We start from the raw sequence: 26727 nt of genomic DNA, 5'->3' as shown, positions 1-26727 counted from the left end.
AGCGAAGCTAACGTCTTACATTCCACCTTTTTCGTCTTATATATTAAAAAAAAATTTATAACTTAAAAAAACGTGACTTTGGAGGCAAAAATTCCCTAAAGTCGATGTTTTTGGTACTTTATGGAAAACCCCCAAGCAGTAGTCATAAAGGACCCGGTAATGGCCAACTATTCCCTCGAAAAAGAAAAAATCAAAATTTTATTACTGGAAGGCGTACACCCTGGCACGGTTGAGTCTTTCAAAGCCGCTGGTTACAGCAATATTGATTATCTGAAAACCTCCCTGGCCGAAGACGAGCTGAAAGAGCGGATCAAGGACGTTCACTTCGTGGGTCTCCGCTCCCGTACCCAGCTGACCGAGTCCGTGCTGGACGCCGCCGAAAAGCTGGTAGCCATTGGCTGCTTCTGCATCGGCACCAACCAGGTGAACCTGTCTGCCGCCGAAGTCCGTGGCATTCCGGTGTTCAACGCGCCCTTTTCCAACACCCGCAGCGTGGCCGAGCTGGTGCTGGGCGAACTGCTGCTGCTGCTGCGCGGCATTCCAGAGCGTAACGCCAAGGCCCACCGGGGCGAGTGGCAGAAAACCGCAACCCATTCCTTTGAAGCTCGTGGCAAGAAGCTGGGCATTATCGGCTACGGCCACATCGGAACCCAGCTGGGTATCATCGCCGAAGGCATCGGCATGCAGGTGTATTACTACGACATCGAAAACAAGCTGTCGCTGGGTAACGCCATTCAGGTGGGCAGCCTGAAAGAGCTGCTCAACATGGCCGACGTGGTCTCCCTGCACGTGCCGGAAACCGCCCAGACCAAGAACATGTTTGGTGCCGAGCAGCTGGCCATGATGAAGCCGGGTGCCATTCTGATCAACGCTTCCCGCGGTACCGTGGTCGACATCGACGCCCTGGCGGCGTCCCTGGCCAGCAAGCACGTGGCCGGCGCGGCCATCGACGTCTTCCCGGTGGAGCCCAAGTCTAACGACGAAGAGTTTGTATCGCCGCTGCGCGAGTTCGACAATGTTATCCTCACGCCGCACATTGGTGGTTCCACCCAGGAAGCTCAGGAAAACATCGGTTACGAAGTGGCGGGCAAGCTCATCAAGTATTCCGACAACGGCTCCACCCTGTCGGCGGTCAACTTCCCCGAGGTGTCCCTGCCGGGCCACGCCGGTACCAGCCGTTTGCTGCACATTCACCACAACAAGCCGGGCATTCTCAGCCAGATTGCTCAGGCCTTTGCCGGTGACGACATCAACATCGCGGCCCAGTACCTGCAAACCTCACCCAAGATCGGTTACGTGGTGATCGACGTGGAAACCGCCCAGAGCGAGCAGGCCCTGGAGAAACTCAAGGCCATCAGCGGCACCATTCGTGCCCGTATTCTGCACTGAGTTGCCGTTCGTCACTCCCGCGCTTTCTTTTGTCACTCCCGCACTTTCTTTTGTCACTCCCGCGAAGGCGGGAGTCCAGTGCAGACGAGGGTGAATCATCACTGTGCGAAGACGTTAAAAGTTCAATAAGGGGCGAAAGCCCCTTTTTTAATGGTAAGATTTTTGTCGGTTGCGAATGAGCGAAGCGAATTCCAACATTTGCGCTATCTGCAGAGCAGACTCCGGCGTTCGCCGGAGTGACGAGGTTATATTCAAACGGATAACACCATGAGCCGAGCACTGGACGATTTGTTGAACCTGCTGGCGCTGGAGCCGCTGGACGATGGCCTCTACCGGGGGCAAAGCATGGATCTGGGATTTGGCGCCGTGTTTGGCGGCCAGGTCATGGGCCAGGCGCTGGCGGCAGCCAAATATACCCTGGCACCGGAGCGGCCGGTGCATTCCTTTCACTCCTATTTTCTGCGCCCCGGGGATGTGAACAAGCCCATCATTTACGATGTGGAAAACATTCGCGACGGCAAAACAATCTCCACCCGCCGGGTGCAGGCGCTGCAGTATGGCAAGCCCATTTTTTACATGACGGCCTCGTTTCAGCAGCCGGTGGCGGGCTTTGAACATCAGGCATTAATGCCGGACGTACCCGGCCCCGACGGGCTGACGCCGGAAAGCGAACGGCTGGCGGCCCTGGCCGAGCAGGTACCGCCCAGGCTGCGTAAAAAGCTGCTGGCGGAAAACCCCATCGATATGCGCCAGGTGAACTACGTGGATCCCATGAAGCCGGAAAAGGCCGAGCCGCGGCGCTGTGTCTGGCTCAGGGCCAACGGCACCCTGCCCGACGATCTGCGCATTCATAAATACCTGCTGGCCTATGCCTCCGATTTCAACTTTTTGCCCACGGCGCTGATGCCCCACGGCCATTCCTTCTGGGAGCGGCAATTGCAGGTAGCCACCATTGACCATTCCATGTGGTACCACGATGATTTCCGGTTTGACGACTGGGTGCTGTACGTAATGGAAAGCCCGCGCGCCATTGCCGGACGCGGTCTGGTACAGGGCCAGCTGTACAGCCGGGATGGCCGGCTGGTGGCAACGGCGGTACAGGAGGGGCTGATCCGCCCGCGCGATGCCCTGGCGGGCGAGAATCAGTCATTCCGGCCTTGAGCCGGAATCTGTTAACGACAGTGTCTGTAACAGGATGCCGGGTCGTGGCCCGGCATGACCGGACTTTTTAGTAAATTATCGTTATCTGGATATATGTAATGAGTACAACCTGGAGCGAGGCCATCGGGCCGGAAAAACAACAGCCCTATTTTCAGCAGGCCATGGCGGCGGTCACTCAGGCCCGTGAGGCCGGCAAAGAAATTTACCCGCCGGAAGAAGACGTGTTTAATGCCCTGAAACTGACCGAGCTTGAAAAGGTAAAAGTGGTGATGCTGGGGCAGGATCCTTATCACGGCCCTGGCCAGGCCCATGGCCTGTGCTTTTCCGTGCGCCCGGGCGTCAAGGTGCCGCCGTCGCTGCGTAATATGTACAAGGAGCTGGAAAGTGATATTCCCGGCTTTGCAATACCGACACACGGTTTTCTGGAATCATGGGCCCGCCAGGGAGTATTAATGCTCAATACCGTGCTCACGGTTGAAAAAGGCAAGGCCCATTCCCATGCCAAACTGGGCTGGGAAACATTTACCGACAGCCTGATCCAGGCGGTAAACGATCACTGCAACGGCGTGGTGTTTTTATTGTGGGGCAGCCATGCCCAGAAAAAAGGCCGCCATATCGACCGTCAGCGCCATCATGTGCTGAGTGCGCCTCATCCCAGCCCGTTATCCGCGCACCGGGGTTTTTTTGGTTGCCGGCATTTTTCCCAGGCCAACCAGTTGCTGACCGCTCAGGGTAAAACCCCCATTGAATGGCAGTTGCCGCTGGAGGTATAAGTCCCGTTGTAACAGGGCTGCAAGCGGAGAGTATTGTCCGCTTGCAGCGAGCATAACCTCAGGGCTTACAGTTCAAACTCGTCCAGGTTACCTTCAAAGGCGCAGTCCAGTTGCTGCAGCTCCTGCTTCAGGCGCCGCTTGTCCATGATGGCTTCAATTTCCCGCCACTTGCGGTTTTTGCTTTTCTCGACCGGCGCCCGGCGCGAATATCCGTCAAACCCTGCGTCCTGGCTGAAAATCAATTTTTGCATCATCGCCTCCTGTTCATTGTTAGTTTCAAATAGCCCGAATACTTGCTCAGGGCCATATCACCCATGAAAGTGGTATGGATAAACGGACGGACAGGAGCGCGACTTTAATGATGTAAAAACACAATAAAAAAGGCGCCACCAGGGCGCCTGAATTATTGCTGTGCTCTTACAGCTCCAGCTCTTCGATAAGTTCATCGAGCTCGAAAGTACAATCGAGTTGCTGAAGCTCTTCCCGTAAACGTTTTTTATCCTTAAGGGCTTCTATCTCCCGCCATTTACGTTTTTTAGCCGGCTCGCGCGGAGTGCGGGTCGGCTTTTCAACCACAAATTCCTGATCGAAGCGTGACCTCTCCATGGGGCTCCCTCCTGTTGGCTATCAGTTGCAGTCGCAGTTCGTATATCACAACAGGTTATAAAATAGAACTTTGTTATTGCAGTTTTATTAAGTTGCAATGCAAATGGCGGGAGTTTGAGCAAATAAACAAAGGGGAGGAGAGAATAGGAAGTAGATTTTTTGGAGCGCGGGTCTTGTCCCTGAATAGGGGCTGCCAGCCCGCAAATTGCCGCGAAGCGGCAACCCATTAACAAAAGCGCCCTTGCGGGCGCTAATGCAGGCGGGGCCGCCTGCGCTCCGGTTTAGATCATGGCTTTCAGCATGTCTTCCAGCTTGCCCTGATCGATGGCGAAATTGCGAATGCCTTCGGCCAGTTTCTCGGTGGCCATGGCGTCCTGGTTTTGCTCCCAGCGGAACTCGGCTTCGGTCATGGGGGCGGGGCGGGTTTCGGTGACGCCCTTGTCCTGCAGCTTTTGCACTACCTCACCGTCGGCCTGGCTCAGCTCTTCCAGCAGGCCCGGGCCAATGGTCAGGCGATCGCAACCGGCCAGCTCGAGAATTTCACCGGTATTGCGGAAGCTCGCGCCCATCACTACGGTGTGATAGCCGTGGGCCTTGTAGTAGTCGTAGATACGGGTCACCGACAGCACGCCCGGATCTTCCGCCGGGGCATAGTCCTTCTTGTCGGTGTTGTTCTTGTACCAGTCGAGGATCCGGCCCACGAAGGGAGAGATGAGATAAGCACCGGCTTCGGCACAGGCGCGGGCCTGGGCAAAGCTGAACAGCAGGGTCAGGTTGCAGTTGATGCCTTCCTGCTCCAGCACTTCGGCAGCGCGAATGCCTTCCCAGGTGGAGGCCAGCTTGATCAGAATGCGCTCCTTGCCGATGCCGGCCTCGGCGTACAGGGCAATCAGGCGACGGGCCTTGGCGATGCTGGCCTCGGTGTCGAACGACAGCCGGGCGTCCACCTCGGTGGAGATGCGACCGGGAATAATCTTGAGGATTTCACAGCCAATGTTGACCGCCAGCTTGTCGGACGCATCGATCAACTGCTGTTCGGCATCCTGGCTCTGGGCCTTGGCCCAGGCCACGGCGTCTTCCAGCAGCGGACGGTATTCGGGGATCTGCGCCGCTTTCAGAATAAGAGACGGGTTGGTGGTGGCATCTTCGGGCTGATACTTGCGAATGGCGTCAATGTCGCCGGTATCGGCCACGACGGTGGTGAGCTTGCGCAGTTGAGCGAGTTTGTTGGCCATGAACGGGTCCTTCAGGGTGATGTTTAGCGCTATATTCTAGTTTTAACGGGTATGAAAGTCATTTGCCGTGGCCAATCGGTGCTGTTTGGCAGGGCAGGGAAGATGCCGTCCGCTGTGATCCGGCTCACGGGGATTGAGCGGGCGGCTGTGATAAAGTCCGCCGCTTCGCGTGGAACGCATGCAAATGGCGGCCATGAATTTTGATTTAACGCAGAGGTGCTCATGGACTCCTTTATCTCCTTCATCAACAACCTGCTGTGGGGATCCGTGCTGATCTACCTGTTGCTGGGGGTTGGCATTTTCTTTACCGTGCGGCTGGGGCTTATTCAGTTTCGCCATTTCGGGCACATGTTTTCGGTGCTGAAGCACAGCCGTCAGTCCGACGCGGCGGGCATTTCCTCGTTTCAGGCACTGTGTACCAGCCTGGCGGCCCGGGTGGGCACCGGCAACCTGGCGGGGGTGGCGGTGGCCCTTTATCTGGGCGGCCCCGGCGCCATTTTCTGGATGTGGCTGATTGCGCTGATCGGCATGGCCACCGCCTTTGCCGAGAGTGCTCTGGCCCAGCTGTACAAGGTCAAGGACGACGACGGCAACTACCGGGGTGGGCCGGCCTACTACATGGAGCGGGGCCTGGGCATGCGCTGGATGGGAATGCTGTTCGCGGTGTTCCTGATCATCGCCTTTGGCCTGGTGTTTAATGCGGTGCAAGCCAACTCCATCAGTGCCGCCATGCAGGTGGCGTTCAGCGTGCCCGAGTGGGCCACCGGCCTGGTGCTGGTGGTGCTGGCGGGGCTGATCATTTTTGGCGGCCTGCGCACCATCGCCCGTTTTGCCGAGCTGGTGGTGCCGCTGATGGCGCTGGCCTACCTGTTGATTGCGCTGGTGGTGGTGGCCATGAACCTCACCGAGCTGCCCGGCGTGCTGGCGCTGATTGTGAAGTCGGCCTTTGGTCTGGAGCAGGCCGGTGGCGGCGCCATGGGCTACGCCATTTCCCAGGCGCTGATGAACGGCATCAAGCGCGGCCTGTTCTCGAACGAAGCGGGCATGGGCTCGGCGCCCAACGCCGCCGCGTCGGCCACGCCTTATCCGCCGCACCCGGCATCCCAGGGTTATGTGCAGATGCTGGGGGTGTTTGCCGACACCCTGGTTATTTGTACCTGCACCGCCTCCATTATTCTGCTGTCCGGCCAGTTTGACCCCGGCTCCGGCATCACCGGCATTGAGCTGACCCAGAAGGCGCTGTCTCATGAGGTGGGGGACTGGGGCAATATCTTTATCGCCATTGCCATTCTGTTCTTTGCCTTTACCAGTATCGTGGCCAACTACGCCTACGCCGAAAACAACCTGGTGTTTCTGGAGCATAACCACCCGGCCGGCCTGCTGGTGTTCCGGCTGTTTGTGCTGGGCATGGTCATGTTTGGCTCCATTGGCGAGCTGCCCACCATCTGGGCGATGGCCGACACTTCCATGGGCATGATGGCACTCATTAACCTGGTGGCCATATTGCTGCTGTCGGGCGTAGTGGTGAAACTGGCGAAGGATTACAACGACCAGCGCAAGCTGGGCCGGGTGCCCACCTTTGACGCCAGCAAGTATCCCGAGCTGCACAGCCAGCTGGAAGAAGGGATCTGGGACAAGAAGTAAATGCAGGGATTAGGGGTTAGGCCGTTTTTTTAGTCATTCCCGTGAAGACGGGAATCCATAAACCGGGCGACAAAGGTGATGCCCGCACATGGTCCCCCGCCTTCGCGGGGGTGACCAACAAGGTCGGGGTTGCCGCTTCGCGCCAATATGCGGGCTGGCAGCCCCTATTCAGGGACAAGACCCGCGCTCCATTAAGGCTGCTTCCCCACCAAAAACTGCTTGCTGATGGTCTTGAAGGTGTCGGTGCCGGCCTGTTGCATCAGCTCAAACACCACCATTTCCCGGCTTACAATCTGCGCACCGGCAGCGCGCATGCGCTCCAGCCCCAGCTGGCGGTTTTCCTCAGTGCGGCTGCCCACGGCATCGGCCACCACAAACACTTCCTTGCCGCTCTGTAACAGCTCCAGCACGGTTTGCAGCACGCATACATGGGTTTCCATTCCACACACGATGATCTGGCTGCGTTCCTGCCAGTGCTTGGGCACACAGCCGCCGGCCACGGCGGAAAAATGCACCTTTTTCACGACCTCGGGACGCTCCACCAGGCTGGTGAGCGCGGGCAGGGTATGGCCCAGGCCGCGAGGGTATTGCTCGGTGAACAGGGTGGGGGTACCCAGCAGCTGGCAGGCGCCGATCAGCCAGCCGGCACGGGCCACCAGGCGATCACCCTGATCGATGGCGGGCACCAGTTTTTCCTGAATATCGATCACCATCAGGGCGGCTTTTTCGGGTTGCATCAGCATGAAAATCTCCTTCTTGTAACAATACTGTCAAGTATGCCGGTTTTGTTACAAATAAAAAGGGCGCCGGCGCACGCAATGGCTTGATTGGCACTGTTTTCAGTCTGGTCGCGGCATCATCAAGTGGGTGAGTATAAGCAACGGAAAATGCTGGTGTTTTGAGGGCGGTCCGGTAGTCTTTAGACAAACACAAGGAGCATGATTATGGAAAAACTGTCTGCCCTCGAACAACGCGTGATTGGCTGCCTGATTGAAAAGCAGGTGTCCACCCCCGATGTGTATCCGCTCACCCTCAATTCACTGCTGAATGCCTGCAATCAGAAAAGCAACCGGGATCCGGTTCTGGGCCTGACTGAAGGTGAGGTGCAGTCGGTGCTCAATACTCTTGGGGCCCGGCGGCTGGTCAACAATGTGGCCGGCTTCAACGCCCGGGCCCCCAAGTATCAGCACCGTTTTTGCAACACCGAGTTTGGCGAGCTGCAGTTCAGCCCCGGCGAGCTGGCCATTGTGTGCGAACTGCTGTTGCGGGGCCCGCAAACTCCGGGCGAGCTGCGCAGCCGCTGTGCCCGGCTGCATTCCTTTGGCGATGTCAGCGAGGTGGATGCCTGCCTGCACAGCCTGATGGAAAAAGGTCCCTTTGTGGTGAAGCTGGAACGCCAGCCCGGCAAGCGGGAGTCGCGTTATGCTCATCTGTTTGGTGACGCACCGGTAATCGAGCCGGTGGCTCCGGTCACCCCCAAAGAAGATGCCCAGGCCCGAATTGCCGAGCTGGAAGCGGAAGTGGCCCGGCTCAAGGCTCGCATCGCCGAGCTGGAAGGCGACCCCTCCGGGGAGTTGTAAGCTTCAAAGCCCCATTTTTTCAATCACGGCCTCGGGCCCGCCGGGCAGGCCGCTTTGCTGAAACAGAATGCGGCCCTGATCGTCCAGCGCGGTAATGGCATTGGAGTGGGCAATTTCGCCATTGGCCAGCCCCGTGTATTTGATATTGAGCGCCATGGCCAGGGTGCGCACCTGGCCGTCGTCACCGCTCAGCAGGGTCCAATGTTCATCCAGCTTTCGCTTGCCGGCGAAGTGCGCCATTACTTTGGGGGTATCGACCCCGGGGGTGAGGGAGACCAGCACAAAGCCGAGCCGTTGTTGCTGGGCCGGCGTCAGCGCCTGCTGAATGCGCTTGAGATCCGATACGAGCACCGGGCAGGCGGTGGCGCAGTCGGTATAAATGAAGGCAAGCAGCTGTTTTTTGCCCGTCAGGCTGGCCATTGTCACTGTTTTTTCATGGTGGTTCTGCCAGGTATCATCAAGCTGGTAAAGGGAGTCGCCAGGCAGTGAGGCCAGCACGTTAAGGCTCAGCAGCATCAGCAACCAGGTGAGGCGTTTCATCATTTATCTCCTTGGCACAGCGAAAGCCCAGGTTGCCCAGGGCGTAGGTGGCTTTCAGGCTGGAGCGAAAGCCGTAGCGCATAAAGGCGGCGTAGTCTGAAGGATCGGCGCTGCCGGCAGAAGCCGAACCACAAAACAGGCCCTGATCCAGGCTGCTGTCGCCGCGGGACTCACCCGTAACCAGAGCCGAGTTAAAATCCTGAGTCCATTCCCATACCAGCCCATGCAGATCCTGCACTTGCCAGTAGTTGGACGGGCTTTGGCCCACTTCATGCAATTGCGCGGTGGCGGGCCGGGCATACCAGTCAAGAATGCGTCGGGTAAAACCGGGCTCGCGCGCGCCGTTGGCGGCGGTTGCCGAGGCCTGAGCGGCGTATTCCCATTCCGCCACCTTGGGCAGCCGCTTGCCCTGAGCCCGGCAGTAGGCATCGGCCGCAAACCAGGATACATAGGTCACCGGCTGATTGAGTTGTTCCTGAGACGGGCTCATACCGGCCCAGTGTCGCAGGTAGCCCGGCTCGGTAAAGAGGGCCGGAGGCCGCCCCGGTTGCCATGCCGAGTGCGCGGCCACAAAGGCCGCGAACTGGCGGTTGGTAACCGGGGTAACATCGAGCATAAAGGGCGCCACCGGCGTGAGCGGGCTGTCTTTGGTCAGATACAGAGGGCGAACTTCTCCCGCGGGAAGTTCAACCATGGCGGTAACCGATACGGGCAGCGCCAGACTCAGCAGCAGCGCCATGCTCATCAGTGAGCACTCCCTTCCATGATGATGGTCTGTCCTTTTTCCCGGCGCTCGGCCACCTGCTCGGGCGTGACTTCGCCGCTGTCGTTATCCCAGCTGTTGAGCACATAGGTCAGTACGTTGGCGGTGTCTTCGTCCGACAGCCGCATGGCCGGCATGATGCTGTCAAAGGCCTGATCATTAACCTTGATGGGGCCTTTCAGGCCGTGCAGCACCACATCGGTGGCGCGGGTATGATCCGCGTTAAGAAAGTCGGATGCCGCCAGCGGAGGAAAGGCGCCGGGAATACCCTGGCCTTCGTTCTGGTGACAGGCCTGACAGTTGGCTTCATACACCCGCTTGCCGTACAGCAGCCGTTCTTCCCTGTTTTTGGCCACCACTTTGGGGTGCCCGTTGGGCATGACCTGTACCGCCGAGCCTTCGGGCAGATACACGTTTTCGGCCACCTTGCCGGAATAGACGATTTTGTCTTCCGGACCCTCTACCTGCATCATGCCCAGCGCGCCCTTGTTAAAGGCGCGGAAGATGGAGTGATCCACCATGATGAAGTTGCCGGGCACGTCGAGTGTGAACTCGGCCATGGCGGCCCCGCCGGCGGGCACCAGGGTGGTTTGCACGTTTTCGTTGATGGCGGTGCCGCCTTCCAGATTGACCTTGTCAAAGATCTCGCCAATCACGTGGAACGAGGACACCAGGTTGGGACCGCCGTTGCCCACGTAAAGGCGCACGGTTTCACCTACGTTGGCGGTCAGGGCCTTGTCGCCGTTGAGTGCACCCACAGAGCCGTTGAACACCACATAGTCGGCCTGTTCACGAATGGCCTTGTCCATGTCAAAGGACTGCAGGCCCTGCTCGCCGTATTCACCCTTGGTGTAGAAGTCGCCCTGCATCACGTAGTATTCCCGGTCTACCGCGGGCAGGCCTTCTTCCGGCTCTACCAGGATCAGGCCATACATGCCGTTGGCAATGTGCATGCCCACCGGCGCGGTGGCGCAGTGATACACATAGAGCCCGGGGTTCAGCGCCTTGAAGTTGAATACCGAGGTGTGGCCGGGCGCGGTAAAGGAAGACGCCGCGCCACCGCCCGGGCCGGTAACCGCGTGCAGATCGATGTTGTGAGGCATTTTGGAGCTGGGGTGGTTGGAGAGGTGGAATTCGACTTCATCCCCTTCCCGCACCCGCAGAAACTGGCCGGGCACCGAGCCGCCAAAGGTCCAGAACATGTATTCCACACCGTCGGCGATTTCCATCACTTTTTCCACGGTTTCCATTTTGACCACCACTTTGGCGGCATGATCCCGAGTGATCGGCGGCGGTACCACCGGCGGCGAGGTGAGCATGGCTTCTTCGACAGGCAACTGGCTGGCCTGGGCAGAAAAGGCGAGGGCGAGGCTGATGGCGGCAACAAGCTTGCATGGCTTCATAGGATACTCCCTGCACTGAGTGCTTAGATATTGTTTATCTGTATCTCAGATGCAAGTTTGTTCTCAACGTTGTCAAACAGGCCTGATCTGGATCAAAAAAAGAGGCGGTTATGATTCGATGAAGAAGGTGACCCACGTTTTGGTGATCCGGCGCACGGTTTTTGTTCCAAACCGGTCCTTACCCTTCACCCCTTACTCCTCACCCGTCCCCAGCGTCTCCAGAAAGGTATCCAGCACCAGACCGGGGCGGCGGCTGCGGGCGGTAATGGCACAAAAGTGGGTGGTAAAGCCCGGTTGCAGAGCGCGCAGCCGACCCGCCTGAACCCAGGGGGCGGCATAATGATCGGGCAGGTAACCCAGATAACAGCCGGTCAGCACCAGAAACAGTATGCCTTCCCGATCATTGGCATGGGCGCCGGTCATATGACGGGCATACAGGGCGCTGGCCTCGGCGGGCTGGGCAAAACGGGGGTGCACCACTTCGTGACTGAACACATCGGGCCTTGAGGCGGTAAACAGCGGGTGAGTGTCGGCGCAATAGAGGCTGGCGCTTTCTTCATACAGAGGGGCATGGTTGAGCCCCGGCAGCTCCCGTACCCGGGGGATCACCCCCACATTGAGCCGGCCGTCGAGCACGCCCATTTCAATGTCGTCGGACGGCTGCATGCGCAGATCGATGCGTACCTCCGGCCCGTGAGCTTTTAGCGCCGCCAGGCCATGAGTGATTTTCATGCCCGGGTGGCTCACCAGGTTGTCGGTAATGCCGATCACCAGGGTGCCCTGCAAATGCCGGTGCAGCTCGCTGATTTCGGTGCGAAAGTGATCCACGGCGCCAAACAGCCGGTCGCTGGCTTCCAGCACTCGCCGGCCCTCGTCGGTCAGTGCAAAGCCGGCCCGGCCGCGCTGGCACAGTTTGACCCCCAGCCGTTTCTCCAGATCCGCCATCTGCATGCTGATGGCCGCCCGGCTCACGCCCAGTGCCACCTCGGCGGCTGCAAATCCGCCACAGGCCGCCACGGTGCGAAACACCCTCAGCAGTTTGAGCTCAAAATCGCTGACCTGGCCCAGGGGCGAAGATTTGGAGGATTTCATCGTGATTTCATGGCGGACAGGGCGGGGGCCTGAACCTGTTCATGTTGGCGAGAAAATAACAACGCCTTCTTCAGGAAACCCGAAGAAGGCGTCTGCATCATCAGGGCAGGACTTTCTTGAACGGCTTGACGATCACGCTGGCATAGACGCCGGCGGCCACATAGGGATCGGCGTCGGCCCAGGCCTGAGCAGCCTCGAGGGAATCGAATTCGGCAATCACTGTGCTGCCGGTAAAGCCGGCATCGGCGGGATCGTCGGCGTCGATGGCCGGGTTGGGGCCCGCCACCAGCAGACGGCCTTCATCGGCCAGGGCCTGCAGCCGCGCCAGATGGGCCGGGCGGGCTTCCTTGCGCAGGGGCAGACTGTTGGGGTTATCCTGGCTGAAAATCACGTACCACATGAAGATTGTCCTTAACGTTGGTTATTTTGTTCTGATTGCACGGGTTGCTGACGATACAGATAAAGCACGGTCGCCAGGGTAAAGAGCAGGGTCAGCCCTAGCAGGCCAAATACCTTGAAGTTGACCCACCATTCCTGAGGCAGGTTGAACGCCACATACACGTTCAGCGCGCCACAAAAGGCAAAAAAGCCGGCCCAGGTCAGGTTGGCCCTGTCCCATACCGCGGCGGGCAGGGTCAGCTCCTTGCCCAGCATCTGCTGAATGGGGTTCTTGCCAAAGCCGTAGCGGCTGACCAGCAGGCCCAGGGCAAACAGGCCGTTGACCGCAGTGACCTTCCATTTGATAAAGGCGTCGTCATGAAAAAACATGGTCATGCCACCAAAACCCAGCACCAGCACCAGGGTGATCAGGTGCATTTTTTCCAGTTTTTTGTGGCGCAGCCACTGCACCAGCATCTGCACGCAGGTGGCGGCCATCAGGGCGCCGGTGGCGGCGTAGATGTCCACGGTTTTGTAGACCACAAAAAAAATGATCAGTGGAAGGAATTCGGCAAACTGCTTCATTGTCGTCACCTGTACGAGAGTTATGCTTCAAGTTTACCCGCAGGGCCGCCGGCGGGTAAAGCCAGGGTGTATCAGGACTGTCCCTGGGACGACAGCACCGGCTGCACATGCTGGCGGTATTTGCGCCTGTCCAGCGCGCTTTTAACGATCATCGCCAGCAGCACAATGGCGCCGCCCAGCAGCCCCTGGTTGCTGGGGCGCTCGCTTAAAAACAGCCATACCAGCAGGGTGCCAAACACGGTTTCCAGCAGCATCAGCAGGCTCACTTCCGCCGAGGGCAGATAAAGCGGGCCACGCTGAATAAGGGTAAAGCCTGCCGGCAACAACACCAGGCACAATAGCACCAGCCAGCCCATGTCCACCGGGCCGGGCAGCATGACATGGCCACTCCAGGCAAAGGTCAGCAAAAAGGTAAACAGGCCGCTCAGGGCCAGCATGGGACTCATGTCGACGCCGGGCTTGCTGCGCGCCAGGGTAAGGTTGCCCGCCAGACCGACCGCGGACATCAGTGCCAGCAGGTTGCCGAGCAGGGAACCTTCGCCGGCATCGTCGAGCACGATAAGACTGATGCCGAACAGGCAGGCGGTAATGGCCAGCCAGGTGCGCAATGGCAGCCGCTCATGAAGAAAAATGCGGCTTAGCAGGGCGGCGATCAGGGGAGTGGAAGCCAGGATCACCAGCACGTTGCCGGCCTTGGTGAAGTGGTTGCCGAGCACAAAGCCAAAGGTACCAATGGTAAACATCAGGGCACAGCCCACGCCGGCAAGCCCGCACACACGAAAGGCGGCAGGCCAGGCCAGGCGGTGGCGGGCCGCCACAATCAGCCAGAAGCCAAACAGGTTAAGCAGGGCGCGCCACAACACCAGCTGGTCCGGTGGAATGTTAATCAGCCGCAGCAGCAGCGCATCGGGGGAGATAATTAGCACCCCAAGGGCGGTCAGCAGCAGCCCCTTCTGATGATGGTCCATAAGTTACCGTTCAGACAGCAAAACCCTGAGGCTAACCGGAGTGGGCTCAAATGGCCAGTGGGGCGCTGCTTTCACGTACCACCAATGAGGGCTCCAGCGGTAACAGGCGGCGGGGGCCTTGAGGATCCTGTATGCGTGCCAGCAGGGTATCCACCGCCAGGGCCCCCAGTTTTGCCTTGGGCTGCTCTATGCTGGTAAGGGCCGGTACCAGATAGCGGGCCAGTTCGATATTGTCGTAGCCCACCACCGCCATATTCCGAGGCACTTTCAGCCCGGCGTCGGCCAGGGCCCGCAGGGCGCCGGCGGCCATCATGTCGTTGCAGGCAAACACCGCCGAGGGCTGCTCGGGCCGGGCCAGCAGTCGTGCCATGGCGGCCTTGCCCCCGGCCAGCTCAAAGCCGCCTTCCACTATCCATTCGCTGCGTACCGCCAGGCCGGCGTCGGCCATGGCCGCCTCGAACCCGGCCTGCCGTTCATCACTGGCACGCTGACCGGCGGGGCCGGTAATGCAGCCAATGTGGCGATGACCCAGGCTTATCAGATGGTCGGTGGCCAGCCGGCCACCCTGCTGGCCCGAGTCCGTGATCAGATCGGCATCCAGATCCACCGGCCCCCAGTCGGCCAGCACCAGGGGCAGGCCGGCGTGACGGGCAAAGGCGCCGTCATTGAGTTTGGCCTGAGTACACATCACGATAACGCCGTCCACCCGCTTTTGCTGCAGCATGTCGAGGCTGGCGCCCAGCCGGGCCCGGTCGCCGCCGGTGTTGCACAGCACCAGGCTGTAGCCCAGCTCGTAGCAGCGTTGCTCCACGCCCTGCACCACTTCCGCAAAAAACGGGTTGGAACTGGAGCTGACCAGCATGCCCAGCGTGCGGGTCTGGTTAACCTTGAGACTGCGGGCCAGCGCCGAGGGGGTGTAGTTCAGCTCGTTAATGGCCTGCTGCACCTTGTCGGTGATCTCGGGGCTGACGAAACGGGTCTTGTTCAGCACATGGCTGACGGTGGAGGTGGAGACCCCGGCGAGCCTTGCCACGTCCTTGATGGTGGCCATTTAGTGTTGCTCCAGCAGGGCCTCGATTTCGGCCCTGAAAGGTACCGAAGTCTGGGCGCCGGGGCGGGTGACGGAAATGGCCGCCGCGGCCTGGGCAAAACGTACCGCCGGCTCCAGTGCCTGGCCCTGTTGCAGGGCCGCCACCAGGGCACCGTTAAAGGTATCCCCGGCGGCGGTGGTGTCTACGGCCTGCACCGCAAAGCCGGGAATGCGCCGGCCATGGCCGGCTTCGCTCAGCCACACGCCCCGGGCGCCCAGAGTGATAATCACGATAGCAATGCCCCGGTCGTGCAGCACGCGAGCGGCGGCAGCGGCGCCGGCTTCGTCATTGACCGCCACGCCGGTGAGACGCTCGGCTTCGGTCTCGTTGGGGGTGATCATGTCCACCATCGCCAGCAGCGTGTCGGGCAGCGTCTGGGCGGGGGCGGGGTTGAGCACCACTGTTGCTCCCTGGGCCTTGGCAATTTGTGCGGCGGCCAGGTTGGTTTCCAGCGGAATTTCCAGCTGCAGCAGCAGTTGCCGGCAGTGCAGGGCGCTGGCATGGCGCTCCAGCCGCTCCGGGATCAACTCGGCGTTGGCGCCGGCGGCCAGGGCAATGGTGTTTTCGCCGGCGTCGCTCACCTGGATCAGCGCTACCCCGGTATTGACGCCGGCCACTGCGTCGATGGCGCTGGTGTTAATACCATCGGCGGCAAAGCCGGCCACCAGATCTTTGGCCATGGCGTCGTCGCCGACGCAGGCCACCAGTTGCGTGACGGCGCCGGCCCGGGCGGCAGCCACCGCCTGGTTGGCGCCCTTGCCACCGGGCACAATGCGGTAATCGCGGCCGGTGAGGGTTTCGCCGGGGCGGGGAAACTGGGGCAGACGGATCACATGATCGATATTGATGCTGCCGGTTACGGTTAATGTCATGGTGTTTGCTCTAAAATGCCTTGGCTAATACGTCATTCACCGCGCAGGAACGTCATTCATCACGAAGGAACGTCATCCCCGCGAAGGCGGGGATCCAGAGCCAACGGCGCCGGATTACAACCTATGCACGTTTCGTGGACTCCCGCCTTCGCGGGAGTGACAAGTTTGTTGAGCGAGACTGACGAGTGTGGATGCGAGAGTGACATGTATACGCCGACATGACGATATCGGCACAGGAATAATGTCATTTCGCAATGTTTTACTTGCTGATCACCTGCAGCGGCACCGGAATATGGTCGGCCACGGTTTCACCTTTCAGAACCCGGTCGGCGGTTTCCACCGCAATGGCGCCGATTTCTCCGGGCTGCTGGGCAATGGTGGCCGCCAGCCGGCCGCCTTGTACCGCCTTGATGCCGTCTTCGGTGCCGTCAAAGCCCACGATCAGCACGTCTTTTTTGTTGGCGGCCTGCAGGGCGCGCATGGCCCCCAGGGCCATTTCGTCGTTCTGGGCAAACACCGCCTGCACGTCCGGGTTGCCGGTGAGCAGGTTTTCCATCACGTTCAGGCCCTTGGTGCGGTCAAAGTCGGCGGGCTGGCTGGCCATCAGATTAAAGCCGTGCTCGCTGACCGCCCGGGCAAAGCCTTCGCCGCGCTCGCGGGCGGCGCTGGTGCCGGCAATGCCTTCCAGCTGAATGACCCTGGCATTCGAGCTCACGCGCTCGGCAATGAAATCACCGGCCATTTTGCCACCGGCCACGTTGTCGGAGGCGATGTGCGACACCACGTCACCCCGGCTGGCGGCGCGATCCAGGGTCAGCACCGGCAGCTTGGCGCGATTGGCCAGACGAATGGCGTTGGCCACGGCGTCGGAGTCGGTGGGGTTGATCAGCAGTACCTTGGCGCCGCGCACGTTGAGGTCTTCCACGTTGGCCAGCTCCTTGGCGGGATCGTTCTGGGAGTCGAGCACGATCAGGTTATAACCCAGCTCGGCGGCCTTCTGCTCGGCGCCTTCCTTCATGGTCACGAAAAAGGGGTTGTTCAGAGTGGAGATCACCAGCGCCAGGGTGTCCTGGGCATAGGCGCCGGCGGTCATGGTGGCGCTCACCAGGGCGGCGGAAAGCAGTGTAGTCAGTTTTTTCATGATGTTGGTCCTTTCCTTGCGTATGTTACTTGACGTGAGTTACTTGTTCTTGTTGTCGACCAGCACGGCCAGCAGGATCACCGAGGCCTTGGCGATCATCTGGTAGTAGGACGACACGTCGAGCAGGTTAAGGGCGTTGTTGAGAAAGCCGATGATCAGCGCCCCGATCAGGGTGCCCATAATGGCTCCCCGGCCGCCGGCCAGGCTGGTGCCGCCCAGTACCACGGCGGCAATGGCGTCCAGCTCGTAGCTGGTGCCGGCGGTGGGCTGGGCCGACGACAGCCGGCTGGTGACAATAATGGCTGCCAGCGCCGACAGCATGCCGCAGATGGCATAGACCCCCATTTTCACCCGGGCCACATTGATGCCCGACAGCCGGGCCGCCGCTTCGTTGCCACCCACGGCGTAAATATAGCGGCCAAAACGGGTGTGGTTGAGCAGATGCCAGGCGCCCAGAAAGGTCATGGCCATCAGCCATACCGGCACCGGAATGCCGAACACGTAACCGGTACCAAACCAGGCGAATACGTCACCGGCATCGGTAAAGCCGGTGGAAATGGGCCGGCCTTCGGTATACACCATGGTGACGCCACGCAGCAGGGTCATGGTGACCAGAGTGGCAATAAAGGCCTGCACCCGCCCCTTGGCCACGATCACCCCGCTGACTCCGCCCAGAGCAAAGCCCGCCAGCAGCACCGCCGGCAGGGTGATGAAAATGGACAGCTCCATCGACACCATGCTGGCGGCAAAGGCGCCGCACAGGGCCAGCACCGAGCCCACGCTGAGATCGATACCGGCAGTGAGGATCACCAGGGTCATGCCCACGGCGATAATGGCGTTGACCGAGGTCTGGCGCAAAATATTGAGCAGGTTGTCGACGGTAAAGAAGTTGGGGTTGAGTACGGACACCACCCCAATCAGCAGGATCAGGGCGATCAACGACTTCTGGGCGATCAGCCATTCCTTGCTGAACCAGCGACGGCCGGAGTTGAGAGCGGTGTTCATGCCATTTCCTCTTGTTGTACCTGGCTCACGGCGGCGGCCAGCAGTTGTTCCTGAGTGGCCTCGGCGGCCTTGAATTCACCGGTAATGCGGCCTTCGTGCATCACCATAATGCGATCGCTGATCCCCAGCACTTCCGGCATGTCGGACGACAGCAGCAAAATGGCCATGCCTTCCTGCTTGAAGCGGTTGATCAGCTGATAAATTTCCTTCTTGGCGCCCACGTCCACGCCCCGGGTGGGCTCGTCGAGGATCAGCACCCTGGGTTTGGTCATCAGTCCCTTGGCAATGGCCACCTTTTGCTGGTTGCCGCCGGAGAGGTTGCCAATGAGCTGATCGCGGCCCGGGGTCTTGATATTGAACAGGCGAATAAATTCGTCCACCGCGCGGCGTTCGGCGCCGTGATCGAGCTGAGGGCCCCGGCTGAACTCCGCCAGCGCCGACAGGCTCATGTTGGCCAGCACCGACAGCCCCAGCACCAGGCCGTCGCCCTTGCGATCTTCGGAAATATAGGCAATGCCGGCGTCCAGCCCCTGATGCGGGGTGCTGGCACGGTAGGGCCGGCCCGCCAGTTGCGTCTTGCCGCCGCTGCGGGGCTCGGCGCCGTATAGAATGCGCGCCAGCTCGGTGCGGCCGGCGCCCATCAGGCCGGAAAAGCCGAGGATCTCACCTTCTCTCAGGATAAAGCTGACGTCCTTTACACCGGCGCCTGACAGGCGGTCTACCCGCAGCACTTCGTTGCCGGCGGGGACATTCAGGCGCGGGTATTGTTCGTCGAGGCGGCGGCCCACCATCATTTCTATCAGGTGATCTTCGTCGATATCGGCCACGGCTTCTTCGCCAATCCACTTGCCGTCGCGCAGCACGGTAATGCGATCGCAGATCTCAAAAATTTCCGCCAGCCGGTGGGAGATATAGACAATGCCGCAGCCGGACTGGCGCAGCTCTTCAATCACCCGGAACAGGGCCCGGGTCTCGGTGTCGGTCAGGGCGTCGGTGGGCTCGTCCATGATGATCACATCGGCGTTGAACGACAGCGCCTTGGCGATTTCCACCATCTGCTGGGCGCCAATGCTGAGGCTGCCCACCCGGGTTTTGGGAGAATGGTGGATCTGCAGCCGGTCCAGCAGCGCCTGTGCGTCGGCGTAAAGCCGGCGCCAGTCGATTTTGCCAAAGGCGTTGACCGGCTCCTGACCGAGAAAGATGTTCTCGGCAATGGTCAGCTCCGGCAGCAGGTTCAGCTCCTGGTGAATAATGCCGATGCCCGCCTGTTGCGAGTCGCGCGGGCCTTTGAACCGGCGCGCTTCGCCCCGGTAGCAAATGGTGCCGGCGTCGGCCTGATAGATGCCGGTGAGCACTTTCATCAGGGTGGACTTGCCGGCGCCATTTTCGCCCATCAGGGCCATGACCTGGCCCGCATAGACGTTGAGACCGGCCTGATCCAGCGCCTTAACGCCGGGAAAGGCCTTGTCGATGCCGGAAAGAGACAATATCGGGTTCATGGGTTACCTCAGAAGGGCACGCCGGCGCACAAAATGAGATTGGCGTAGGGCGTGCATTCGCCGGTGCGGATCACCGCCCGGCTGTGGCCGTTGCGGCGCTTGAACTCGGCATGGCTGATGTAGCCGACACTGATGTCGCGCCCCTGAGCATGGCCGGCGCCGGCAATTTTCGCCAGCAGGCGCCGGTGCAGATCCGGGCTTGCCGTTTTGATTTCTTCCGCCAGCACCACGGCTTCCAGCTGCAGCTCGGTGAGCAGCGCCGCCAGTGTGTCTTCAACCCCAGGCAGGCCGGGACTCACCGCCAGATCGATACGTTCCACCTCGACAGGCACCGGCAGGCCGGCATCACCAAGCGTGATCTCGTCGGTATGGCCCAGGCGTGCCACCAGGGCGGAGAGGTGGCTGTTCAGCAGAGTGGTTTTTTTCACGGTGGCGCCTTGTCTGTGGGAGAAGCAGCTTCTCCTGGTTAACCGAAAAATGCGGGCAAAACGATTACGCAAACGTTTCGATGGCGGGATTTTAGGTAAAAACAGAAATAATGTTAGGCGAAAAACGGCTTCATCCCGAAAACTGTGATCGGGATCTTGTTTTGGTGCCATGGCTGTTTGGTAGTGAAATATTCGTTTGTATCCCATTCGGTTCAGACGGCGAAGCGGGCAGGAAAAAAACCTGTCAAGGCTGCCTCTGTTCAAGCGAATTGGTACACTGCGGGCCGCCGTTTTTGCACCGAACAGGTAATATTTGTGAACGCCAGCTTACCCAACACCGAATTTGACGCCCTGCTTGCGCCCATTCATGACTTTCTACACTGCGCCACCCCCGACGCATGGATTACCGAGGCGAGAAAGCCCGAACGGCTGGCGGTGTTGCTGGTGGATCACGCCAACTGTGAAATGAAGGCGGCGATGAGCGCCCACAGTCTGGTGCGCCGTTACTGCCTGCCGAAGGACAAGCGCAAGCTGCTGCCCAACCTCGACTTTTACAAGTCCCTCGATGCCCTGCCGGAAAAGGGCGAGGTGCTGGGCAAGCAGACCCTGCTGGGAGACAACCGCCGAGTGTTTGACGAGCTGTCCAAGAACGATCTGCTGGTAAAAATGGTGCGGCTGATTCAGGAAGAGCTGCATCATTTCGAGCAGGTGCTGGAGATCATGGCTGCCCGTAGTGTGCCCTACGACATCCTGTCGGCCTCCCGCTACGCCAAGGGCCTGCTGGCCCATGTGCGTACTCACGAGCCGGCGGCCATCGTGGACCGCCTGATCATCGGCGCCTACATTGAAGCCCGCTCCTGCGAGCGCTTTGCTCAATTGGCGCCTTGGCTGGATGAGGAGCTGAGCCGGTTTTATGTGTCGCTGTTGCGCTCGGAAGCCCGCCACTATCAGGACTACCTGACGCTGGCGCGGGATTACGCGGGGAAAAATATCGATGACCGGGTGGCGTTTTTCGGTGAGCAGGAAGCGGCCCTGATTCAGGCCCCCGATGAGCTGTTCCGTTTTCACAGCGGCGTGCCGGTATGAACTTGGTAAAGACGGGAGTCCATTCAACAAACACCTGGGTTTGTTGATTTCGGCACCATTACAGCAGGTTCGGCATCGCTTGCCTCTGGATTTCCGCCTTCGCGGAAATGACGGCTTGTTGCATGTGCAAGGGCTAAACTCCGTCACTCCCGCGAAGGCGGGAGTCCATTCTGCCAATACCGCGGCTTGTTCATTCCGGCATAAAGACAACAGGCGCGGACATATCGGGACGAGCGGCTCGCCCACGCACCATTACTTCGGCGGTTGCCAGCGAAACTCGTTGTTGTAGCTTTGCAGCAGACGCACCGCCTGCTCGCTTTGGGGGGTGTTCAGCACCTTGTGAGTGGGGCCCGCTTCAATGACGTGGCCCTCGTGCATCAGGATCACCTGGTCGCTGATATGGCGCACCACCCCCAGATCGTTGGCCACCAGTACGTAAGACAGCCCCAGACTTTCCTGCAGGCTCAGCAGCAGGTTGATGACCTGGGAGCGCACCGAAATATCCAGATTGGAAATGGCCTCGTCGGCGACGATGATACTGGGAGAGAGGATCAGCGCCCGGGCCAGGGCCACCCGCTGTTTCTGGCCGGTGGAGATCATCTGCGGATAGAAATGATAGTGATCCGGCAGCAAGCCCACCATGCGCAGTGTGTCTATCACCAGGGCCTCGCGCTGCTCAGCATCCAGCTCGGTGTTCAGCAGCAGGGGCGCATCCAGGATCTGACCAATGCGGCTGCGTGGATTAAAGGCGGTATTGGGATCCTGAAAAATCATGCGAATAAGCTGGCAGCGCTTTTTGTAATCGCCCGCCTCGATTTTTTCTCCGTCGATAAAAATGCTGCCCTGGGTGGGGGGCAGTACGCCGGCCAGCACCTTGGCCAGACTGCTTTTGCCCGAGCCGGCGTCGCCCATCAGCGCCAGGGTCTGGCCCCGTTCCAGGGTGAACGACAGCGGGTAAAAGGCGGTTTTGACGGTTTTGCGGAACAGCCCGGAGTGGTTGACGAACACCTTGCTGAGGTTGTCGACCTTGAGCAGCGGAGGACGGGTCATTTCTTTTTGCCCTTCGGCATGTTGAGGGGAAAGTGGCAGTAATAGCTCTGCCCCTTGTATTTGGCCAGCGGCGGCGCCACCACACACTGGCGCTGGGCGCGCGGGCAGCGTGGCCCAAGCCGGCAGCCGATGGGCAGGCTCTGCAGCGGCGGTATGACGCCGGGCAGGGTATTGAGCCGGGACTTGTGGGGCAGGCTGCCGTCGAGATCGGGCATCATTTGCAGCAGGGCATCGGTATAGGGATGATGGGGGCGGGACAATAGCTGATCCCGGGTGCCCGATTCCACCGCCTGGCCGCAATACATGACGGTAATGTTGTGGGTGAGGTGGGCAAAGCTGGTGATGTCGTTGCCAATCAGCAAAATGGTGGTGCCCGAGAGCTTGTTGACCCGCTCCAGCAGCCGGAATATCTGGGCCTGGTTGGTGGCCTCCATGGCGTTGGTGGGCTCGTCGGCCACCAGCAGCTTGGGCTGGTTGGCAATGGCCATGGCGATCATGACTTTCTGGCATTCGCCGTCGGAGAGCTGAAACGGATAGGCGTTCATCACCATTTTATGGTCCCGAATGCCCACCCGGTGCAGCAGGCCGATGGCCTGTTTGCGCCGCCACAGCCAGCGTTGCCACCACTTGCCCTGAAAGCTGCGGGACGGAATGGCTTCCACCAGCTGGGCGCCGATTTTCTCCGACGGGTCCAGGCTGGTGGAGGGCTCCTGAAACACCATGGCCATGTCCCGGCCCATCAGCAGCCGTCGCTCTTTGGCCGACAGACTCTGCAGATCCACGTTGTCCAGATACATGCGATCGGCGGTCACCCGCCAGTTGTCCCGCTCAATGCCGACAATGGTCTGGGCCACCAGGCTCTTGCCCGAACCCGATTCGCCCACCAGACCGCGAATTTCACCGTCGGCCAGGGTCAGGCTGAACTTGTCCACCGCCTTGACCATGCCCTGGGGGGTGTCGATTTCAATGGTGAGATTGCGAATATCCAGCAGCGGCATCAGTCCATTACCTCGTTAATGGCCTGGCGCAGGCCTTCTCCCACCATGTTCACCACCAGCACGCTGAACAGTATGGCCAGCCCCGGCAGGGTGACGGTCCAGGGGGCCAGAAACACCAGATCCATGGCATCCGACAGCATGGCCCCCCATTCCGGCCGGGGCGGCTGGGCGCCCAGGCCCAGAAAGCCCACGGCGGTGATGTCGAGCATGGCCGCCGACAGCGCCCGGGTGGTCTGACTCACCAGGGTATCGCTCAGGTTGGGCACAATGCCAAAGCGCAGAATACGCCAGGCATTGCCGCCGTCCAGGCGAATGGCGGTGATGTATTCCTTTTGCATCTCCTCCGATACCGCGTTGTAGGTGGCGCGAATGTACTGGGGAATGAGTGCCAGGGTAATGGCGATCAGGGTATTGAACAGCCCGGGCCCCAGAATGGCCACGAAAATGATGGCCAGCAGCAGTGACGGAATGGACAGCAGGGTATCGAGCAGGTGGTTGAGTACGCTGGCCTTGAGGCCCCGGCTCATGCCGCCGAGAATGCCGATGGCACTGCCTACCAGCAGCGCAACTATCACAATCAGCACGGCGTTGCCAAAGGTCAGCCGGGCGCCGTTAATCAGTCGCGAGAGCATGTCCCGGCCCAGATCATCGGTGCCCAGGAAAAAGTCGACATTGCCTTCGTCGGCCCAGGACGGCGGCAGCAGCAGCGCTTCGTTAAACTGCTCGTAAGGGGCATAGGGGGCCAGCCAGGGCCCCAGCAGGGTGAAGGCACACAGAATGCCCAGTCCCCACAGTCCCACCATGGCCAGGGTGTTTTTGCGAAACAGCTGCCAGGCCCGCTCCTGAGGCGAACGCACATGCAACTCGGGGTAGATGTTAGCCCTGGCTGGCATAGATGGTCTTCCTTCTGCTGGGGTAAATCAGGGTGGAGAGAATGTCCATGCTCACACTGGCGACGATGGTAAAGGTGGCAATGGCCAGGGTGCCGCCCTTGATGGAGGCGTAGTCCTGCAGGGAAATGCTGGTCACCAGCCAGCGCCCCAGGCCCGGCCAGTCAAACACGATTTCGGTCATCATGGCCGAGGTGAGCACGGTGCCAAACTGCAGCCCCAGGGTGGGAATGGCCATGGGAAAGGCATTGCGCAGGCCGTGGCGCAGCACCACATGAGTGTCGCTGAAGCCCTTGGTCAGGGCCGCGCGAATGTAGTTTTGCTTGAGCACTTCCAGCAGGGCGCTGCGAATTTGCCGGATTACTTCGGTGGTGGGCACGATGGCCAGTACCAGCGCCGGCAGCACCAGGTGGCGCAGGGCGTCGAGAAAGGACTCCCATTTGTGCGGATGGTCGGTCAGCAGGGTGTCGATGGTCATGATGCCGGTGACCGGGGTGATTTCATACAGCAGGCTGAGCTGGCCCGACACCGGCAGCCAGCCCAGATGCAGGGAAAACAGCATCACCAGCAGCAGCCCCAGCCAGAACACCGGCACCGAATAGCCCACCAGGGTGCCGGTGAGGATCAGGGTGTCCTGCCAGCGGCCCTGTCGCACCGCCGCCAGGGTACCCACCGGCACGCCCACCGCCAGCGAGATCACAAAGGCCGCCAGGCACAGTTCCAGGGTGGCCGGAAAGTATTGCCCCAGGGCGCCCAGCACCGGCAGCCCGGTGGCGCTGGAGATGCCGAAGTCGCCGGCCATCAGCGCCTGCAAAAACAGCCAGTAGCCGTGCCAGAATTCGCCTTCGCCCTGTTGCAGCAGGCGAAATTCCAGGCCGTAGGCGATCAGGGTGAGCAACAGCAGGGTGCTGATCAGCAGGTTGAAGCGTCGCAACAGGTAAATCAGCATGACTACTCCTTCCAGGCCTGGCGCAGGGTAACGCCGCCGTAGGGCCGCAGCAGCAGGCCCTGAACCGTGCGCCGGTGGGCCTGCTGTTTGAGGGTATGGTTAAGGGGAATGAGCGGCATGTCCAGCTGGGCGATTTCCTGGGCTCTGTGGTAGTAACCGATGCGATCGCTGAGCAGGGGGGCGGTGAGCGCCGCGGCCAGTTGCTGCTCAAACAGCGGATGGCACCAGCGGCTGGCATTGGTGCCGGTGGCAATGGCCTGACAGCTCAGCAGATTATGCAATATGTTGTCGGGATCCGGGTTGTCGGCAGACCAGCCGGTGAGCACGGCGTCCTGCTCGCCGGCCATCAGCTCCCGGCGCAAAATCTGCTCTTCCAGGCTTTGCAGCCGCACACGAATGCCGAGCTCTCCCAGCCGGCGCTGAATAAGCTGGCCGGTCTTGAGGCTGTCGGGGTTGTAGCTGCGGGCGCCCGCAGGGGCCAGCAGGGTCATGTCAAAGCCGTTTTCCAGCCCCGCCTGAGCCAGCAGCCAGCGGGCGCGTTCCACGTCGGGCAGGGGCATCACCAGATTGGGGTTGTAGCCCCAGGACACCGGCGGCAGCACCGACTCGGCGGGGTAGCCGATACCGAAATACACCGCCTGCAGAATGTCGTCGCGAGACAGCGCCAGGGCCAGCGCCTTGCGCACCCGCACATCGTTAAAGGGGGGCTTTTGCGTATTGAGGGCCAGCACCGACACATTCATGCCGGTGGCCTGATCCAGCACCAGCTCGGGGTGTTTTTTTATCACTGCCATCTGGCTGGCGCCGGGGTGAGCCATCACATCGCACTCACCGGTGAGCAGCTTGGCCAGCCGCTTGGAGGATTTGGGCGTGATGTCGAACACCAGCTGGGCCAGTTGCACATCGCCGCGCCAGTAGCCGGCGTGGCGGTGATAACGAATAAAGTCATCAATGCGGTACTGGGCCAGCAAAAAGGGCCCGGTGCCCACGGGCTGCTGGTCTATCAGCTCGGGCGTGCCTGCCACCAGCAGCTGGGCGGCATACTCCGCCGACAAGATCACCCCGTAGTCGGTGGCCAGGTTGGTGATAAAGGAAGCGTCGGGCCGGCTCAGCACAAATTCGACTTCCCGCGGCCCCAGAGCCTTTACCTCGGTGATCAGTTCGCTCAGGCCAATGCTGTCGAAAAAGGGGTAACGGCCGCCGCTGACGTCGTGATAAGGATGGTTTTTATCGATCAACCGCTGATAGCTGAACACCACGTCGTCGGCATTCAGGGGCCGGGTCGGCGTAAACCAGTCGGTGTGATGAAACTGGACCCCGGGGCGCAGGGTAACGCGGTAGCGCAGGCCGTCGTCACTGCGGTGCCAGTCCAGCGCCAGGGCGGGCTCGGGTTGCAGGGTCTCGGGGTTGATGTCGAGCAGACGGTCATAAAGCTGGTGGGCGGTGGCGTCCAGGGTCTGGGTGGAGGCGGCCAGCTGCGGGTTGAAGGTAAGGGGAGCGCCTTCAGCACAGTAAAGCAGGCTTTCTTTTGCCAGTTGTCGGTCACTGCCATCACATCCCGCCAGCAGCAGGGCGGTGAGCCAGCATAGCCAGAAACGCAT

General features: G+C 60.4%; 28 protein-coding genes. 6 read left to right on the top strand and 22 right to left on the bottom strand.

The genetic code is table 11. The annotated features are described in order from the left end of the window. Positions 1-159: 159 nt before the first annotated feature. From serA to ung, 3 genes are all read left to right on the top strand, one after another. Entirely contained in the window at positions 160-1389 is a 1230-nt protein-coding gene (serA, locus tag Q9290_RS04820; protein ID WP_306078497.1) for a phosphoglycerate dehydrogenase, read from the top strand. 267 nt (positions 1390-1656) lie between these two features. Further along, positions 1657-2550: an acyl-CoA thioesterase II gene (gene tesB, locus Q9290_RS04815; RefSeq protein ID WP_306078496.1), complete on the top strand. Its 894-nt coding sequence runs from the start codon at positions 1657-1659 to the stop codon at positions 2548-2550. 98 nt (positions 2551-2648) lie between these two features. After that, a complete protein-coding gene (ung, locus tag Q9290_RS04810; protein ID WP_306078495.1) occupies positions 2649-3323 on the top strand; it encodes a uracil-DNA glycosylase in 675 nt (224 codons plus the stop codon). A gap of 65 nt (positions 3324-3388) precedes the next feature. On the opposite strand, the gene Q9290_RS04805 is transcribed toward ung, so the two are convergent. From Q9290_RS04805 to tal, 3 genes are all read right to left on the bottom strand, one after another. After that, positions 3389-3574 carry a DUF3545 family protein gene (locus tag Q9290_RS04805; RefSeq protein WP_306078494.1) on the bottom strand — a complete coding sequence of 62 codons (186 nt, stop codon included), beginning with the start codon at positions 3572-3574 and terminating at the stop codon, positions 3389-3391. A gap of 166 nt (positions 3575-3740) precedes the next feature. Beyond that, positions 3741-3929, bottom strand: a complete 189-nt coding sequence (locus Q9290_RS04800; protein WP_306078493.1) for a DUF3545 family protein — start codon at positions 3927-3929, stop codon at positions 3741-3743. Between the two features lie 281 nt (positions 3930-4210). Then, the gene (gene tal / locus Q9290_RS04795; RefSeq protein ID WP_306078492.1) at positions 4211-5164 is read right to left on the bottom strand and encodes a transaldolase; all 954 of its coding nucleotides are present in this window, start codon (positions 5162-5164) and stop codon (positions 4211-4213) included. Positions 5165-5386: 222 nt separating this feature from the next. On the opposite strand from tal, the gene Q9290_RS04790 reads away from it, so the two are divergent. Further along, positions 5387-6808, top strand: a complete 1422-nt coding sequence (locus tag Q9290_RS04790; RefSeq protein ID WP_306078491.1) for an alanine/glycine:cation symporter family protein — start codon at positions 5387-5389, stop codon at positions 6806-6808. 191 nt (positions 6809-6999) lie between these two features. Here the strand turns inward: Q9290_RS04790 and Q9290_RS04785 are convergent, their stop codons facing one another. Continuing rightward, positions 7000-7551, bottom strand: coding sequence for a hydrolase (locus tag Q9290_RS04785; protein ID WP_306078490.1), 552 nt, complete (start codon positions 7549-7551; stop codon positions 7000-7002). Positions 7552-7752: 201 nt separating this feature from the next. On the opposite strand from Q9290_RS04785, the gene Q9290_RS04780 reads away from it, so the two are divergent. Further along, entirely contained in the window at positions 7753-8388 is a 636-nt protein-coding gene (locus tag Q9290_RS04780) for a YceH family protein (protein ID WP_306078489.1), read from the top strand. A 3-nt stretch (positions 8389-8391) separates the two neighbouring features. Here Q9290_RS04780 and Q9290_RS04775 read toward each other — a convergent pair whose 3' ends face one another. The 13 genes from Q9290_RS04775 to rbsD form a co-directional block, all read right to left on the bottom strand. Then, the gene (locus tag Q9290_RS04775) at positions 8392-8931 is read right to left on the bottom strand and encodes an SCO family protein (RefSeq protein ID WP_306078488.1); all 540 of its coding nucleotides are present in this window, start codon (positions 8929-8931) and stop codon (positions 8392-8394) included. Beyond that, entirely contained in the window at positions 8888-9673 is a 786-nt protein-coding gene (locus Q9290_RS04770; protein WP_306078487.1) for a formylglycine-generating enzyme family protein, read from the bottom strand. Before Q9290_RS04770 ends, Q9290_RS04775 begins: the two co-directional genes overlap by 44 nt. Continuing rightward, on the bottom strand, positions 9673-11094 hold the full coding sequence (gene nirK, locus Q9290_RS04765; protein WP_306078486.1) for a copper-containing nitrite reductase: 1422 nt from the start codon (positions 11092-11094) through the stop codon (positions 9673-9675). The genes Q9290_RS04770 and nirK overlap by 1 nt, the downstream gene beginning before the upstream one ends. Positions 11095-11286: 192 nt before the next feature. Next, positions 11287-12186: a LysR family transcriptional regulator gene (locus Q9290_RS04760; RefSeq protein WP_306078485.1), complete on the bottom strand. Its 900-nt coding sequence runs from the start codon at positions 12184-12186 to the stop codon at positions 11287-11289. Positions 12187-12286: 100 nt separating this feature from the next. After that, positions 12287-12586: a YciI family protein gene (locus Q9290_RS04755; protein WP_306078484.1), complete on the bottom strand. Its 300-nt coding sequence runs from the start codon at positions 12584-12586 to the stop codon at positions 12287-12289. 11 nt (positions 12587-12597) lie between these two features. Beyond that, positions 12598-13149: a septation protein A gene (locus tag Q9290_RS04750; protein ID WP_306078483.1), complete on the bottom strand. Its 552-nt coding sequence runs from the start codon at positions 13147-13149 to the stop codon at positions 12598-12600. Positions 13150-13220: 71 nt separating this feature from the next. Next, entirely contained in the window at positions 13221-14117 is an 897-nt protein-coding gene (locus tag Q9290_RS04745) for a DMT family transporter (protein ID WP_306078482.1), read from the bottom strand. Between the two features lie 46 nt (positions 14118-14163). Then, on the bottom strand, positions 14164-15168 hold the full coding sequence (locus Q9290_RS04740; protein WP_306078481.1) for a substrate-binding domain-containing protein: 1005 nt from the start codon (positions 15166-15168) through the stop codon (positions 14164-14166). Further along, positions 15169-16080: a ribokinase gene (rbsK, locus tag Q9290_RS04735; RefSeq protein WP_306078480.1), complete on the bottom strand. Its 912-nt coding sequence runs from the start codon at positions 16078-16080 to the stop codon at positions 15169-15171. A 259-nt stretch (positions 16081-16339) separates the two neighbouring features. Next, positions 16340-17221: a ribose ABC transporter substrate-binding protein RbsB gene (gene rbsB / locus Q9290_RS04730; protein WP_306078479.1), complete on the bottom strand. Its 882-nt coding sequence runs from the start codon at positions 17219-17221 to the stop codon at positions 16340-16342. Between the two features lie 39 nt (positions 17222-17260). After that, the gene (gene rbsC / locus Q9290_RS04725) at positions 17261-18226 is read right to left on the bottom strand and encodes a ribose ABC transporter permease (RefSeq protein ID WP_306078478.1); all 966 of its coding nucleotides are present in this window, start codon (positions 18224-18226) and stop codon (positions 17261-17263) included. Beyond that, positions 18223-19725 carry a ribose ABC transporter ATP-binding protein RbsA gene (rbsA, locus tag Q9290_RS04720; protein WP_306078477.1) on the bottom strand — a complete coding sequence of 501 codons (1503 nt, stop codon included), beginning with the start codon at positions 19723-19725 and terminating at the stop codon, positions 18223-18225. The genes rbsC and rbsA overlap by 4 nt, the downstream gene beginning before the upstream one ends. Before the next feature lie 8 nt (positions 19726-19733). Next, positions 19734-20153, bottom strand: coding sequence for a D-ribose pyranase (gene rbsD / locus Q9290_RS04715; RefSeq protein ID WP_306078476.1), 420 nt, complete (start codon positions 20151-20153; stop codon positions 19734-19736). A gap of 315 nt (positions 20154-20468) precedes the next feature. On the opposite strand from rbsD, the gene miaE reads away from it, so the two are divergent. Beyond that, positions 20469-21239 (top strand): tRNA isopentenyl-2-thiomethyl-A-37 hydroxylase MiaE, encoded by a 771-nt coding sequence (miaE, locus tag Q9290_RS04710; protein ID WP_306078475.1) that lies wholly within the window; start codon positions 20469-20471, stop codon positions 21237-21239. A gap of 252 nt (positions 21240-21491) precedes the next feature. Here the strand turns inward: miaE and Q9290_RS04705 are convergent, their stop codons facing one another. From Q9290_RS04705 to Q9290_RS04685, 5 genes are read right to left on the bottom strand one after another with little or no spacing between them, the layout of a single operon-like run. Then, positions 21492-22289 carry a peptide ABC transporter ATP-binding protein gene (locus Q9290_RS04705; RefSeq protein ID WP_306078474.1) on the bottom strand — a complete coding sequence of 266 codons (798 nt, stop codon included), beginning with the start codon at positions 22287-22289 and terminating at the stop codon, positions 21492-21494. Further along, positions 22286-23287 carry a peptide ABC transporter ATP-binding protein gene (locus tag Q9290_RS04700; RefSeq protein WP_306078473.1) on the bottom strand — a complete coding sequence of 334 codons (1002 nt, stop codon included), beginning with the start codon at positions 23285-23287 and terminating at the stop codon, positions 22286-22288. Before Q9290_RS04700 ends, Q9290_RS04705 begins: the two co-directional genes overlap by 4 nt. Then, positions 23287-24180, bottom strand: coding sequence for an ABC transporter permease subunit (locus tag Q9290_RS04695; protein ID WP_306078472.1), 894 nt, complete (start codon positions 24178-24180; stop codon positions 23287-23289). The genes Q9290_RS04700 and Q9290_RS04695 overlap by 1 nt, the downstream gene beginning before the upstream one ends. Continuing rightward, positions 24164-25126: an ABC transporter permease gene (locus tag Q9290_RS04690; protein ID WP_306078471.1), complete on the bottom strand. Its 963-nt coding sequence runs from the start codon at positions 25124-25126 to the stop codon at positions 24164-24166. The genes Q9290_RS04695 and Q9290_RS04690 overlap by 17 nt, the downstream gene beginning before the upstream one ends. Positions 25127-25128: 2 nt before the next feature. Then, the gene (locus tag Q9290_RS04685; protein WP_306078470.1) at positions 25129-26727 is read right to left on the bottom strand and encodes an ABC transporter substrate-binding protein; all 1599 of its coding nucleotides are present in this window, start codon (positions 26725-26727) and stop codon (positions 25129-25131) included.

This window comes from Oceanimonas aquatica (genome assembly GCF_030732065.1).
Classification (GTDB): Bacteria; Pseudomonadota; Gammaproteobacteria; order Enterobacterales; family Aeromonadaceae; genus Oceanimonas.
The sequence above is the reverse complement of the archived record's forward strand: the minus strand, read 5'-3'. Positions and strand labels throughout refer to the sequence as shown.